This is a genomic window from Stieleria varia, assembly GCF_038443385.1.
In the GTDB taxonomy this organism is placed as follows: domain Bacteria; phylum Planctomycetota; class Planctomycetia; order Pirellulales; family Pirellulaceae; genus Stieleria; species Stieleria varia.
On the sequence record NZ_CP151726.1, the window covers coordinates 3,305,747 to 3,319,814 of the forward strand.

Consider the following 14,068-nt stretch of genomic DNA (forward strand, 5'->3'; position numbering starts at 1 on the left):
GTTAGGCAATCCATAAATCGCAGATCCGCCATGAGTAGTTGGCTCAATTTGACGGCAATCGCACTCGGCGGAGCCGCCGGTGCAGTCTGCCGTTACGGAATCACGCTTGCAGCGAGCGCCGTTCCGGGCGGATCCTCCCTTTGGGGGACAACCATCGCGAACGTGTTGGGATGCGCGATCCTGGGCGGAGTCATCGGGTGGGTGGAAGCCGGTGGCGTTTTGGCCGAACGGGCCTCCTTGGCACTACGTGTTGGGTTTTTGGGCAGTTTAACCACCTTTTCGACCTTCGCAGCCGATTCGTCGCTGTTGGCACAACAGGGGCGTTGGGGAGGATCGGGTATTTATGTCTTCGCGAACTTGGTCGTCGGATGGGCGGTATTGATGATCTCATGCAGTTGGATAAAAGGCTGGGCAGGATGAAAAACAACACCGTCAGGATGACTCGGTGGCTCGCAAATCCGCGACCGCATTTTTTGTGGATTGTCGTGGCGACCATGATGTCTGCCATCGCGATCACGCCTCCTGTTGGGGCTCAGGCACCATTCTTAAAGCCCTTGCCCGCCGCGCACTCGCAGGGCTTGGGATCTGGCAGAGGGCCTGAAGTCGTTCCCGACTATTGCCCCACCGAATCATTGCGTGATGACGCGACCCTTCGAGCGATCTCCGCGAACGGCGACGAGTTGGTTCTGGCGGTCGGTGACCACGGAACGATTCTGCGTAGCGACGACGGCGGATACAAATGGTCCAGCGTTGAGATTGATGTGGCATCTCGGTTGTCCGACGTTGCATGGATCGATGACAAACAGGCGATCGCTGTGGGAGGTCATTACGATCCGATCACGCGGATGAGTCGGTCTCGGGTACTGCTCAGCCGCGACGCCGGTCGTAGCTGGCGAATCGTCGATTCCAACGAACTGCCTCGTTTGCGTTCGTTGGTTCTGTGGGACGGACGACTGGTTGCTTGCGGGGACTGGTCGAGCATCCATCGCAGTTCGATGTATGAAAGCGTCGATGCCGGACTGAATTGGCAAAGTCTGGATCCTCGTGATCATGCTCGTGTGCAGAGTTTGATTCAACGACGAGCGGATGCCGAAATCGAGTCCGCGTCTGATTTGGCTCGTTGGAGCCAAGCGATCGGAGTGCCGATTGCATCACGTTGCTTTTGCCGTCTGGGTGAGAAAACGGTTTTGGTTGCCGGTGATCACGGCGTGATCGCGCGCAGCGACGACCTGGGACGCCAGTGGATGACCGTTCGGGGAACGCAACGGCGCACCGCGATCTTGTTCGTCAGTACCAACGCTCACCGTGTTCCCTGGTCTCTCTTGGGACGAGAGACGATCGAACATCGTCGGCGTTCCTCCATCCTGATGTTGGATGCTGACGATGCGTCCGAGTCGCTGAGCATGAAATCAGAGTTGCCGCAGTCAGCATTGCAACAGACATCATTACCATTGGCATCGCCCAACGGGATGAAGCGAGATTGGTTGGAACAAGCAGCCATGGGGGCGGTTGCCAGCGGCGTCGATGTCTTGCGTACACCGTCGAACGACCAGACTCAAAAATCAGAAATCCAAAACTGGCTGTTGATTCACCGCCCCTCAGTCATCGCGTTGGACGATCAGTTGGACGATCTGACGCAACAGCGTTTTCTGGCGGCGGCAATGAGCGTGGGCGCTGAACGTGTGGTCACGTATTCTATCGGACACATGGGCAACTCCTTGCTGTTGAGCAGTGCCACATTGCCACAGTCAGGGACACTCGCCGGCGATTTTTGGCAAGACGCGTTGTTGTTGGTCGAACCCACTCAGATGGCACCCACGACGACATCGACACGCACTCTGTATGAATCCACGGGCAACACGACTCGGGTTGAAACCTTGGGTGCCGGTATCCAACTGGAGCCCGGCCAAAACTTGACGGCCGGCCACAGTCCGACTGCTCGCCGACGGATGCAGGTCGTGCTTGCCCGCCAGCGAAACACGGTCAAACTTGATGAGATGATTCGCGACGCCGTGGAACCTCGCATGATGAAGACAGCGTTGCAATTGGCTCTCGATCAGACTGCACCGGAAGATCGATTCCGCTTGGCATGGTATGTCGTTCAAAGCACACAGCAGCGCGTGGGCGTTGCAGGTGAATCGGTGGATGATGAGATCCGTGATGTCGCAGCACAAGTCTTTCAGGACTACTTCCCGAACAGTTCCGCTGCCGCTTGGTTGAGAACTTGGTTGACCGCGACGCATCAGAGTTGTGAACGGTCGCAGCGAATCCGACAACCTGCTGCGGTCAGCAGTCAACGCCCCTTCGTCGCGATGGGTGAGCCGCAATCGAAGACGTCGGAAGCTGGTGATGTCGTGGATTCGGCATTGGAGTTGCCCAGTACCAGCGGTGTTGATGTTGCGGGTGTGTCGCCATTTCAAGATTCATCCAGCATGGTCGTTCAAGCGTCGGCGGTGTCTCCCATCCAGGTCCCCCACGCTACCGCAATGAATACAGCCAAATCGATGCGGCCCAATGCGTCGGCGGATGTCGATTTGATGTGGGAGATGCACCCGCTGAAGTTGTTGATTGAGCACGCGGAGAAAATAGCAACAGGCAACCGTCTCGACTCATCGGAAAATCACGCCAGCACCGCGAACTTGGATGCCGTCGCCCGATCCAACAGTCGATGGTCTCCGCTGCTGACCCGTGACGGCACATTCAGTTTGTTGGCAAAGCAGTCCGTGTCGGGGCCGCCGCGACTGGATGGTCAGTACGACGATCCGTGTTGGCAAGCCGCATCACCGATCCAGATCGGTGACGTCGAGCTGCGGTGCACTCACGACCAACGCTTTGTTTATTTTGCAGTGCAAGTCCCCGCGGACAAACTCGGATCGGATCGTTCCACGATGCCAGCGGGCCAGCGTGACTGTGATCTGGACGCATCCGATCGCGTTCGCTTGCGCTTGGACTTGGATCAAGACCTGTTGACCTCGATGCAGTTGGAGTTCAATACAAGGGGCAAGACACGAGACGGCATCGAGCATCCGGCGGATTGGCAGCCGACTTGGTTCATCGCGCCGAAACAAAACGGTTCACATGTGCAATTCGAAATCGCGGTCACACGTGCTGACCTGGTCGGCACATCGACGAAGCCGTTGAAGACATGGTTTTTCTCGGCAGAAGTTCTCGCAGCGGGAGAAGCCAGTCCGTGGCAAATCATCCCGCTGCCCGAACAATGGGTCCGAGTCGATTTTCAGTGACTCTGAGTTGACGGCCGCGGGTTTGTCACGGTCGCGACCGTAACGCGTCGCGGCTCAGAGCGTATGGTTTGTGTTTGGCCGACTGTCGCTCGACTTTCCAAGTCGATAGCGTGCCCCGGAAAGCGTATTGCCAGTTCCAAACGCTCTCATGCGCAGACCGGCCCCCTCCCTCGCATTCGCCTGGACGGCTCTGCTCGACCTCCCCCAAGTTCCTTGGGGGAGGTGACAGTGTGCGTTTAACGACTAGCCGCAGGCGTCATCGCCGCAACCGACCGGACTGCACCGCAGAGGCAAACGCCGCATCTGCCTTCGCCTTCGGCTACCGGTCAAACGGATCTAGAGGGCGTATGGTTCGTGCTCGGCCGTACGGTGGTGTTCGTTTTCGACTTGGAAAGTCGAACGACAATTGTCGCTCGATTTTCCAAATCGATAGCGTGCCCCGTCAAACGTATTACCAATCCCAAACGTTTACTTGCGCAGACCGGCCCCCTCCCTCGCATTCGCCTGGACGGCTCTGCTCGACCTCCCCCAAGTTCCTTGGGGGAGGTGACAGTGCGCGTTTAACGACTAGCCGCAGGCGTCATCGCCGCAACCGACCGGATTGCACCAAAGAGGCAAACGCCGCATCTGCCTTCGCCTTCGGCTACCGGTCAAACGGATCTAGAGGGCGTATGGTTCGTGCTCGGCCGTACGGTGGTGTTCGTTTTCGACTTGGAAAGTCGAACGACAATTGTCGCTCGATTTTCCAAATCGATAGCGTGCCCCGTCAAACGTATTACCAATCCCAAACGCTCACTTGCGCAGACCGGACCCCTCCCTCGCATTCGCCTAAATGGCTTTGCTCGACCTCCCCCAAGTTCCTTGGGGGAGGTGACAGTGCGCGTTTAACGACTAGCCGTAGGCGTCATCGCCGCAGCCGACCGGATTGCACCGCAGAGGCAAACGCCGCATCTGCCTTCGCCTTCAGCTACGGGTCAAACGGATCTAAAGGGCGTATGGTTCGTGCTCGGCCGTATCGTGGTGTTCGTTTTCGACTTGGAAAGTCGAACGACAATTGTCGCTCGACTTTCCAAGTCGATAGCGTGCCCCGTCAAACGTTTTACCAATCCCAAACGTTTACTTGCGCAGACCGGCCCCCTCCCTCGCGATCGCCTGGACGGCTCTGCTCGACCTCCCCCAAGTTCCTTGGGGGAGGTGTCAGCGTGCGTTTAACGACTAGCCGCAGGCGTCATCGCCGCAACCGACCGGATTGCACCGCAGAGCCAAACGCCGCATCTGCCTTCGGCTACGGGTCAAACGGATCTAAAGGGCGTATGGTTCGTGCTCGGCCGTACGGTAGCGTTCGTTTTCGACTTGGAAAGTCGAACGACAATCGTCGCTCGACTTTCCAAGTCGATAGCGTGCCCCGTCAAACGTATTACCAATCCCAAACGTTTACTTGCGCAGACCGGCCCCCTCCCTCGCGATCGCCTGGACGGCTCCGCTCGACCTCCCCCAAGTTCCTTGGGGGAGGTGACAGTGCGCGTTTAACGACTAGCCGCAGGCGTCATCGCCGCAACCGACCGGATTGCACCGCAGAGCCAAACGCCGCATCTGCCTTCGCCTTCGGCTACGGGTCAAACGGATCTAGAGGGCGTATGGTTCGTGCTCGGCCGTACGGTAGCGTTCGTTTTCGACTTGGAAAGTCGAACGACAATTGTCGCTCGATTTTCCAAATCGATAGCGTGCCCCGTCAAACGTTTTGCCAATCCCAAACGTTTACTTGCGCAAAGCGGCCCCCTCCCTTGCGATCCCTGCCGGGCTCAAGCGTGATTCGAGGGTCGTCAACTGTCCGCGTAGGGTAATGTTTTCCGCATTTCCGAAATTCTTTGACAGAAATCGACAGGTAACCCTGTAGCCCCAAATGAAGCCGCTGAGGCTTTCGTGTCGCCCGGGCTGGGTTCCCGTTTGGATGGGTGGGCCTGATGGTGGTGCACGCCAGAAAAACAAAACTTGGCTCCCCCCCCTCCCAAATCCTGGCGACGCTCAGCGAGCCAGGATTTGGGGGTGAGGGGGAATGAGAATCAACAACATCCAACGAATCGAGCCTGTGATATGACACGCCGTAAGTCATCGCTGATCATCATGAACACTTCACAACTCTGCAAACAAATCGCGAACGTTGTACGACGGAAGACCGGTGCCGATCGAAAAGGACGTGGGCGAGTGCGCTCGTCCCGGCTCGGCATGGAACGGTTCGAAGACCGTCGTATGATGACGGTTGCCTTCTACTCGCTGCCCGATCATTTCCTCGCGGTCGATCAAGGGTTCGATACCAACACGGACACCACGTACTTGGTGGGGGCTATGAATCAACAAACCGATTCGCCCATTGCCACACTCGTGACGTCGGTGGACCTAGAGACGTTTCAGGTGGATGAGTTGATTGGCTTGGGGCCAGGCACTCAAGTCGGAGGAATCTCCTCGGATGGAGTTCGCATTGCGGGTGTTTCAAAATCGCCTGGTACGATAAGTGTTGGTGAAGGAACTACTTGGCTAAGTTCCGCGCCAGACTCTCCAACTGGCATTGGTTTAGTGCCTGGGAATCCAGCTACGAGTGTCGCGATTTCTGCCTGGTCAGGTGGAGTTGTTGGCGACCAGGGCGGCATCCAGGATGGGATTGTCTGGACTCCAACTGGTGGACTGGTGGTGCTGCCCGATGGAGGTGGCTTGTCTACTGCGGTAGATGTATCAGTGAATGGAGACACTTCTGTTGGATTTGCCAGTTCGATTGTCTTGGGCAGCGTTGGAGCTGCCTACTGGGATTCCACGGGCTTTCATGCCTTGCCGACTCCCAGTGGTGATCCAGGTGTTGCAAATGCGATATCGCCTATCGCCGAGTTTATTGGCGGAAATATTGCATTTTTCGACCCTGCCACCTTTGATGGAGGACTGCAGGCCACCGTCTGGACCCTCGTCGATTCTAGTTACGAACCGACCTTGCTCACGTGGTCCGATGGTTCTCGTGTGCGGGGCTCCGTCGTTGATGTTAGCGATTCTGGCTACGCCGTGGTGTCGCTCTCAAGTGGCGGTGCGGCCATCTATCATGCCGACGTCGGTGTTTTGTCCTTGGCCGACTTCGTCGCTTTGCATGGTGATGGGATGCAGTTGCCGGACCCGAATGTTGTTCCTGTTGCCATCTCCGATGTCGCCGACGGTGTGATTCAAATCGCTTTTGAGACGCTGATCATCAAGGTTGACGTCAACGATGGCATCACGACCGTCGAAGGCACCGAGGGGAGCGACAACATCACACAACATATCGCCGCGGGCGAATCACTTCGTATTCACGGCAACGGTGGCAACGATCGAATCACCGTGTTCGTTGACGGTCCCGGGGCGACGTTGATCGTCGATGGGGGAACCGGAGACGATCACATTGTCGTCTACAACCGGGCTGCGGATTCCAGCTTGCAGATCGTTGGTGGCGAGGGTGACGAAACCGTCTCGCTTCACAGTACCAACGCCTCCGATGCAGCCATCGACGTCGATCTGGGCGGAGGTGCCGATACGTTCATGTCCTACGTCATCCAGTCACCCGGGATCGCGTCCTTCGTGGACATGGGTTCCGGCGACGACGCGGTGTACAACCACGTGCGAGAGTCTGATAGTAGTGTGCTTGGTTTTGACCTCGGCGAGGGGACCGATCGTTTCAGCAGCTACGTGTTCTACTCGACCAACGTTTCGGCGGGAGTGTTCGGCGCTGGTGGTGACGCTCGTGTCTCGCACTTCGCGTACGCTTCGCCCGGTTTTGTTCAGGCGACGGTCCTGGGCGAAGGCAATCACCGAGTGACCAACTACGCGTACTACTCCAACGGCGGCCGAAACGCCGTGTCTGTCGGTGGTGGACGTTCGATCGTCTACGACTACGTTTTCGCTTCCGACGACGTGCATGGCGTGTACGATTTCGGCGACGGGCGTTCGGTGTTCACCGGCTACGCGATGCGCAGCAACCGGGTAACGCACGAAGTGTTCGCGAGCAGCGCACAAACCCGCAGCCGAGGATTCGCAATCGGCAGCCTGGATTACAGCGTCACCCGTAGAAATCTCCACAGCGAGCTGAGCACGGACCCGGTGGGAGTCTTGGACGCGGTGTTCGCGGAGTTGGGACGTTGAGGTTGGGGTTTGCGATCGGGATCGAGTTCAATATCTAACTGCAACCTGTCCCTCAATTTGTTAGGGGAGAGGTCGGACGAGGCGTTAAGCCTTGGTCCGGGTGAGGGGGCAATACGCGTGAATTGTCGCTCGACTTTCCAAGTCGATGGCGTGCCCTGGAAAGCGTATTACCAATCCCAAACGTTTACTTGCGCAGAGCGGCCCCCTCCCTCGCGATCGCCTGGACGGCTCCGCTCGACCTCCCCCAAGTTCCTTGGGGGAGGTGACAGTGCGCGTTTAACGACTAGCCGCAGGCGTCATCGCCGCAACCGACCGGATTGCACCGCAGAGGCAAACGCCGCATCTGCCTTCGCCTTCGGCTACGGGTCAAACGGATCTAGAGGGCGTATGGTTCGTGCTCGGCCGTATGGTGGTGTTCGTTTTCGACTTGGAAAGTCGAACGACAATTGTCGCTCGATTTTCCAAATCGATAGCGTGCCCTGGTAAGCGTTTTGCGGATTCCAAACGCTTACTTGCGCAGACGGCCCCCTCACCCGAGCATCGCCTAAAGGGCGAGCTCGACCTCTCCCCCGACAAGTCGAGGGAGAGGTGGTGGAGTAGAGGGTTGTCGATCGCGTGCAATTGTCGCTCGATTTTCCAAATCGATAGCGTGCCCTGGTAAGCGTTTTGCGGATCCCAAACGCTTACTTGCGCAGACGGGCCCCCTCCCTCGCATTCGCCTGATCAATCAGGAAATCCACGAGTTCTTGGCTGTGGAAGAATCCTTCCCAGAAACTGTGGCCTTGGCCATCCGCTTTGATCAACTGCACCAAGTCTGCGGCATTGTTTTCTCGGTACGCTGCCACCAACGCTTCTGAGTTCTGTTCGATCGGAACCACTTGGTCGTTGGTTCCGTGAATGATCAGCACTGGGATTTTCGCTTCTGAGAGTTTCCCCAAACGCTTCACCGGATTCAATTGATCCTGTTGGGCCATCAGCTCCTCGGGCGTCTTGCCATAGGCTGTTGCTGCTCGCTGGGCACCCGGATACGTGGTGTAGTCGTAAACCGGATAGATGCCGCCGATCGCGGCGACTCGGTCCGGATGCGACAACGCCCAACTGCTGACCCACAGCCCACCGCGACTTCGTCCCAACAAAGCGGGACGCCGAGAATAGCCTTGAGCAACCATGTCGTCGTAGAGGGCGTCAAAGAACGGCAGCGCAAGCGGACTGCCGTACATCTCACCGACGTCGATTCCTGCGACCGCGACGCCGGCGTCCAAGAACTGCTGATGCATCCACGATTCGGCTTGATCGGGATACCGAGAAAGCGTTGGGCCGTAGAAGATCCAAGGCTTGCCATCGTCGGTGTCTGCGGCCGCCGTCGGTTTCATCAAAAAGGCATGGCGACCGGCGATCATTTTGTTCTCGCCACCGAGCAAGACTTGAGAGCGTTTGGGACGTGCGTCGTCCTGCGCCTTTTTCATCACGGGATTCTGTGAGGTAACGCCCGAACGAACATTCGAACGGACTTTCGCTGGCAAGTCTTGCGTGGCAAGCTCGGTGTGCTCCGCCATTCGCTGCTCCCACCGCGACACTAGCTCGTTCAATTTGTCCGCGTGTATGACGGCCAAGTCGTTGGACTCGTCGCGATCGTTGGACAAATCGTACAGTTCCCAGGGTTCCGCGATCGGAGCAACGGCCTTCCATTTGCCGACTTGGATGGCCTTGTGACCATCATGAAACCACCACAACTCGTCGTGTCCCAAGTCGGTTTCTTTCTCAAAGGCCGGCACAATGCTCTTGCCCGGCGCAGCGGGGGCGCGAAATGGACGCGATGCTCCGCTCAGGTCCAACAATGTCGGGACGACATCAATAACATGGCCGGGCGAATTGCGAAATTCTCCAGCGGCTTTGATTCCGTTTGGCCACGAAACCAACAGCGGCGTCGAGCATCCACCTTCATGCGTCCAGGTTTTGTGCCGTCGAAACGGCGTGTTGCAAGCCGTTGACCACCCCGGTCCGAGACACAGGTACGTTTCGGCCGAGCCCATCGGGGCATTGGGGTCATGGCCGTCATCTCGCACCATGATTTCTGCGCTCGCACCGTTGTCCGACAGAAACATCACTATCGTGTTGTCCCACTGCCCCATCGATTTGATCTGTTCAAACACGCGGCCGATCTCAATGTCCATGCGATGGATCATTGCGGCGTGGATCGCCATCTTTTGCGATTGGAACGCTTTCTGTGAGTCGGTCAGCTCTTTCCATGGCACCGGTCGATTGATCTCACCGTCGCCCAATTTCTCAAACGCATCTGGGAAATGGTACGGTGGTCCCAGGTCTCTCTCTACACGTGAAAGCTCTGTTACGCCCACCGCATCGAGCAAACCCATCTGACGCATCTTTTGCCAACGCTGCTGACGAATGGCATCCCAGCCAATGGTGTAGGTGTCGCTGTAGTGGGCGATGTCCTCCGGCAGTGCTTGGAGGGGAAAGTGAGGTGCGGCGAAGGCGAGGTAGTGAAAGAAAGGTTGATCCGCATGATCGCGAGCGTGCTCGGCCAGGACATCGATCGCGTGGTCGGCAGCGGCGGTGGTGGCATAGAACCCACTGTTCTTAGCAACGGGAGGCAAAGCGACGTCGTCACGCCAGTGTTTGGTTGGGTTAAAGAATCGTCCTTGATCTTTCCAGTAGTACGATCGATCGAAACCGTTCTCGAGCGGCATTCCGTCGATGTGCCATTTGCCGGTGTGATAGGAGCGATAGCCAACCTCCTGCAGCATGCGAGGAACAAGCACCGCCCAATCAGGTCGAACACCATTTCCACCGGAGGGAATCCCAGGCACGGTGTCTCGTCGGATCTGTTGCGCGTAATAGCCGGTCATCAATGAGCCGCGTGTCGGCCAGCATCTCGCGGTGTTGTAGAACTGTGTGAACCGCAGCCCGTTTTCCGCAAGTGAATCTAGATTCGGGGTGTTGATCTCGCCGCCGTAGCAACCGAGGTCAGAAAACCCCAAGTCATCGGCCAAGATCAGCAGCACATTCGGCTTGGGCGGATCGGCTGCGTGCACGCCATTGGACAGGACGAGAGGTAAGCAAAGAAAGGCAAGGGCAATCGCGAGCGGGGATCGATTCATGGATTCTGATCGGCAGATGGGGAGCTCCGGGGAGGGATGTTTATCCTAGTCGATCCGCAAATGATGGTGTTCTGGTTTTCGATTCGGATTGTCGCTCGACGTTCCACTTCGATGGCATGCGTTTTCAACTCGACAAGTCGAACGACTGTCGCTCCCCCTGCGTGACCCGTGCATGCCGCGCAACCGGTACGGTTTCGTTGCTTTTGTGCATCATTACATGTTGCCTTTTCGCATCATCCCTCTTAGTCGCGTGGTACGGTTCCTTGGGCAAAATTCTGCGCACATGCAGAATCGCAAAGCCTTCAGACCCAACGCAACCGTTCCTCCCATTCCATCATTCGTTCGCGATCACCGTTCATTCCCTACGATGCAATTTTGGCAACTTAACGATCGGCCATCCTCCAACCGACCGCGTCTTGCGTTGTCGAATTGCTGGTTGTTGATCTTGTTGGCAGCCTTTGCATCGACTGGTTGTTCGCGACTGCGGTTGCCTGCTGTTGACTCGACAGGTCAGAGAATCTTTGCTCCGTTGCCCACAACGACCTCGCTCGCTTTGCCCTGTTCGCAGTGCAAGTTGTTTGGTTGTTTGGGATGCAATGGCGATCCGCTGAACCTGTGTCCCCTGTCGCCGCCCGAGCCCGCGTTCACCACGCCGATCGAGCCCCCACCCTGCTTGACTCCGGCTCCCGCGGTCGTGCCGCAAACAAGCGTTTCCGGTCAAACGACTGGTCCGTGTGTTCCCAGCCAGCCGTGCAACGGCGAATGCAAAGACGGGCCGCCGGCGGTCATTCTTGGCCGCGAATGTTTGTCGAAGAACTATTTGAAGCTGCCGACGCATGGCAAACGCGGTTGCATCCTGTTGTCGCCCAACAAAATCGTTGCTCCCGTGGGCGGCGAAGTCGTCTTGTTGAGTGGAGTTTGTGGAACGGATGGATATTTGCAAGTCGGTGAGCCGCTGGAATGGATGCTGACACCTGAGAGTGTTGGCACGTTCATCGAAGTGGGCGATGACGACCCCGGTGTCCTGCATCGCTTGGCACACATCAAGAAACCCTCCAAGAAAGACGGTTCGTATGCCATCGGTGTTACCAGCACAAAGCGAACGTTGATCACTCGTGGCAACCTAAAGCCTGGTGATGATGTTCAACTGGAGAAGGGTCAAACGTGGATCACGCTGAGTAGTCCGAGCGAAGGAACCAGTAAAGTGACCGTGTTGGCTCCGGAAAGCGATTGCTGGGACCAGCGAAAAGCCACCGCGACGATCTATTGGATCGATGCGAAATGGCAATTTCCAGGCACCAAGATCGAGCCTGCCGGAACGCCGATCGAACTGATCACGCGCGTGACACGCAGCGAAGGCGTCTTTCCTGCGGAAGGTTGGATTGTTCGCTACGAAATCTTGAACCCCGAACTGGCAACCTTTGCCGGAACCGGCGGCTCCTCCGTTGTGGAGGCAAAAGTGGATGCTGCGGGAAATGCAAGAGCAGAGCTGATCCCCAATCCCGGTACCAGCGGTACCGCGACCATTGCGATGCAAGTCATTCGTCCAGGTGGCGTGACCGACAACATCCCTACGTTGCCGTTGGGTCAAGGCCAGACGTTCGTGACGTGGAGTTCCCCGCAGTTGTCGATCCGCGCCGGTGCTCCGGAGGTTGCGAGTTTTAACGTGCCCGTTCAAGCGGTCGCGAACGTGTCCAATCCAGGCAACGAGCCGTTGGACAACGTGGTTGTTTCTGTTCAGTTCCCGCCGGAAATCCTGGTTCGCAGCAACGATGCCTTTGCCAAGAACCTCACCAACTCCGTCGTTTGGGACATTGGTACACTGCCACCACAAACGCAATTGGACCTATTCGCCAACGTCACCACACCGGTTACCGTTGACTTGACTTTCGAAGCACGCAGTGCAAGCGGTCTGGTCGCATCGGATAGCATCCGAATCGATGTCTATCGTCCGTCATTGTTGATTGAAAAGGTGGAGCCACGGCAACAGCAATACGAAGTCGGCCAGGAAGTGATCTTTGACATCGACGTCAAGAACACGGGTGATCGGCCATTGAACAATGTGACTTTGTTTGCACGCGGCACTCCTTCGATGAAACATGAGTTGGGTGAGATCGATGTTGAGCAAGAATATGCCGATCCTGCGACGGAACAATCGATTTCGCTGCAGCCCGGCGATGTATGGAAGAGTGCGATCGTATTCGTTCCAACCGGTCCAGGCCGTCAATGCATCCAGGTCGAAGCACAAGCCGACGGTGGACAGCGTCACGCGACAGAAGGTTGTGTGATGGTGATCAATCAACCTGTGCCGACCCCGTCGATGACGTCGACTTTATCGCTGGTCGATCGCGACAGGTTCTCGGTGGGCGAAGACGCTTTGTTCCGAGCCACCGTCGCCAACAATGGACGTGTTCCGCTGACCAATGTTCGCGTGGCGATGACGTACGATCCGCAGTTGCAGGCGATCGCAGCGACCGCAGACAACGGGGATCCTCCGCGTCCTGGACAATACATCGTGTCATGGACGATCCCTCGGATTGATCCCGGTACATCGACCGTGTTGGAATCACAATTCCGAGCGATCGGCACGAACTCTCGGTCTCAATTGATCCTGACGGCAGAAAGCAACGAGGGTGCACGAGCAAGCTCGAATGTGTTGTTCGAGATATTGCCTCAAGTGAACGCGCCCGCACCGCCCACGCAACCTGGACCTGCTTTACCGCCCGCGACACCGGCACCTGGTATACCGGGACCGGCTCCGATTCCCACACCAGGCGCCAACAACACGCCGCCGCCGGCTGCCCCGCCGACTCGCGAGCGACAATTGCTGTTAGCGATCACGCCACCCCAGTCGCCGTTGGGCGTGGATGATCCGATTCGATACTTGGTGAAGGTCATCAATGATTCCGATCAACTCGACAATTCGGTGTTGGTGAGGTTTAATCGGCCTGAAGGTGTTCGTGTGGAACGAATGGCAAGTTTGAGTCGTGACGAACAGTTGACGTTCACGCAGGAAGCTGGCTACATCGTCTTGCCGGAAATTCGCAGCATGCGACCGGGTGAAACGATTGACTACGTCATTGTGCTGTCAAGCAATCAGCCGCAAATGTTGAATTTGCAGTTTGAAGCAGTGAGTCAACAATTCCCACGAGGCACATCGGCTCGCGTTCAGACCGAGATTGTTCCTCGATAGTCCGGTCGTTCCGCTCGTTCCGATCGGCGTCTTGTACTCATTGCATGCGTCGTTCTCAGAGAGCACACCAGGGTTTCTTTTTTGCACATGCGGCGCGGCGATGACGATAACACTATTGTCCGACACACTGTCCTCCCAAAACAAAAGCCCTGTCCACCCGCTCTCCCAACGTCGGTGACCGTGGTTTGCAAAGGCGAGTGACGAAGCAAGTCGTCCTGACCCACGAACCTGGTCGCCGTTTCTCGGCCGCCCTCTGTTCGAGACTTGCTTCGTTGCTCGCCGTTGCACGACGGAATCTGACCCCTCCCAGGGTGACCTTGCTTTTCGACGGCATCGGACCGTCCCATCGATCACTGGCT

Annotated in this window: 5 protein-coding genes; 4 read left to right on the top strand and 1 reads right to left on the bottom strand. The window is 57.2% G+C overall.

Translation table 11 applies throughout. The features are described from left to right. Positions 1–30 precede the first annotated feature (30 nt). The 3 genes from Pla52nx_RS10965 to Pla52nx_RS10975 all read left to right on the top strand — a co-directional run bounded on the left by Pla52nx_RS10965 (position 31) and on the right by Pla52nx_RS10975 (position 7,397). Entirely contained in the window at positions 31–420 is a 390-nt protein-coding gene (locus tag Pla52nx_RS10965; protein WP_146523249.1) for a fluoride efflux transporter FluC, read from the top strand. A 74-nt stretch (positions 421–494) separates the two neighbouring features. Continuing rightward, complete coding sequence (locus tag Pla52nx_RS10970; RefSeq protein ID WP_146523248.1) at positions 495–3,242, top strand: hypothetical protein; 2,748 nt, start codon at positions 495–497, stop codon at positions 3,240–3,242. Positions 3,243–5,336: 2,094 nt separating this feature from the next. Further along, positions 5,337–7,397 carry a hypothetical protein gene (locus Pla52nx_RS10975; protein WP_342190383.1) on the top strand — a complete coding sequence of 687 codons (2,061 nt, stop codon included), beginning with the start codon at positions 5,337–5,339 and terminating at the stop codon, positions 7,395–7,397. Between the two features lie 683 nt (positions 7,398–8,080). On the opposite strand, the gene Pla52nx_RS10980 is transcribed toward Pla52nx_RS10975, so the two are convergent. Then, a complete protein-coding gene (locus tag Pla52nx_RS10980) occupies positions 8,081–10,516 on the bottom strand; it encodes a sulfatase-like hydrolase/transferase (RefSeq protein WP_197454178.1) in 2,436 nt (811 codons plus the stop codon). Between the two features lie 367 nt (positions 10,517–10,883). Between Pla52nx_RS10980 and Pla52nx_RS10985 the strand changes: the two genes are divergently transcribed. Next, positions 10,884–13,709: a DUF11 domain-containing protein gene (locus tag Pla52nx_RS10985; RefSeq protein ID WP_197454177.1), complete on the top strand. Its 2,826-nt coding sequence runs from the start codon at positions 10,884–10,886 to the stop codon at positions 13,707–13,709. The last annotated feature ends 359 nt before the right edge of the window (positions 13,710–14,068 follow it).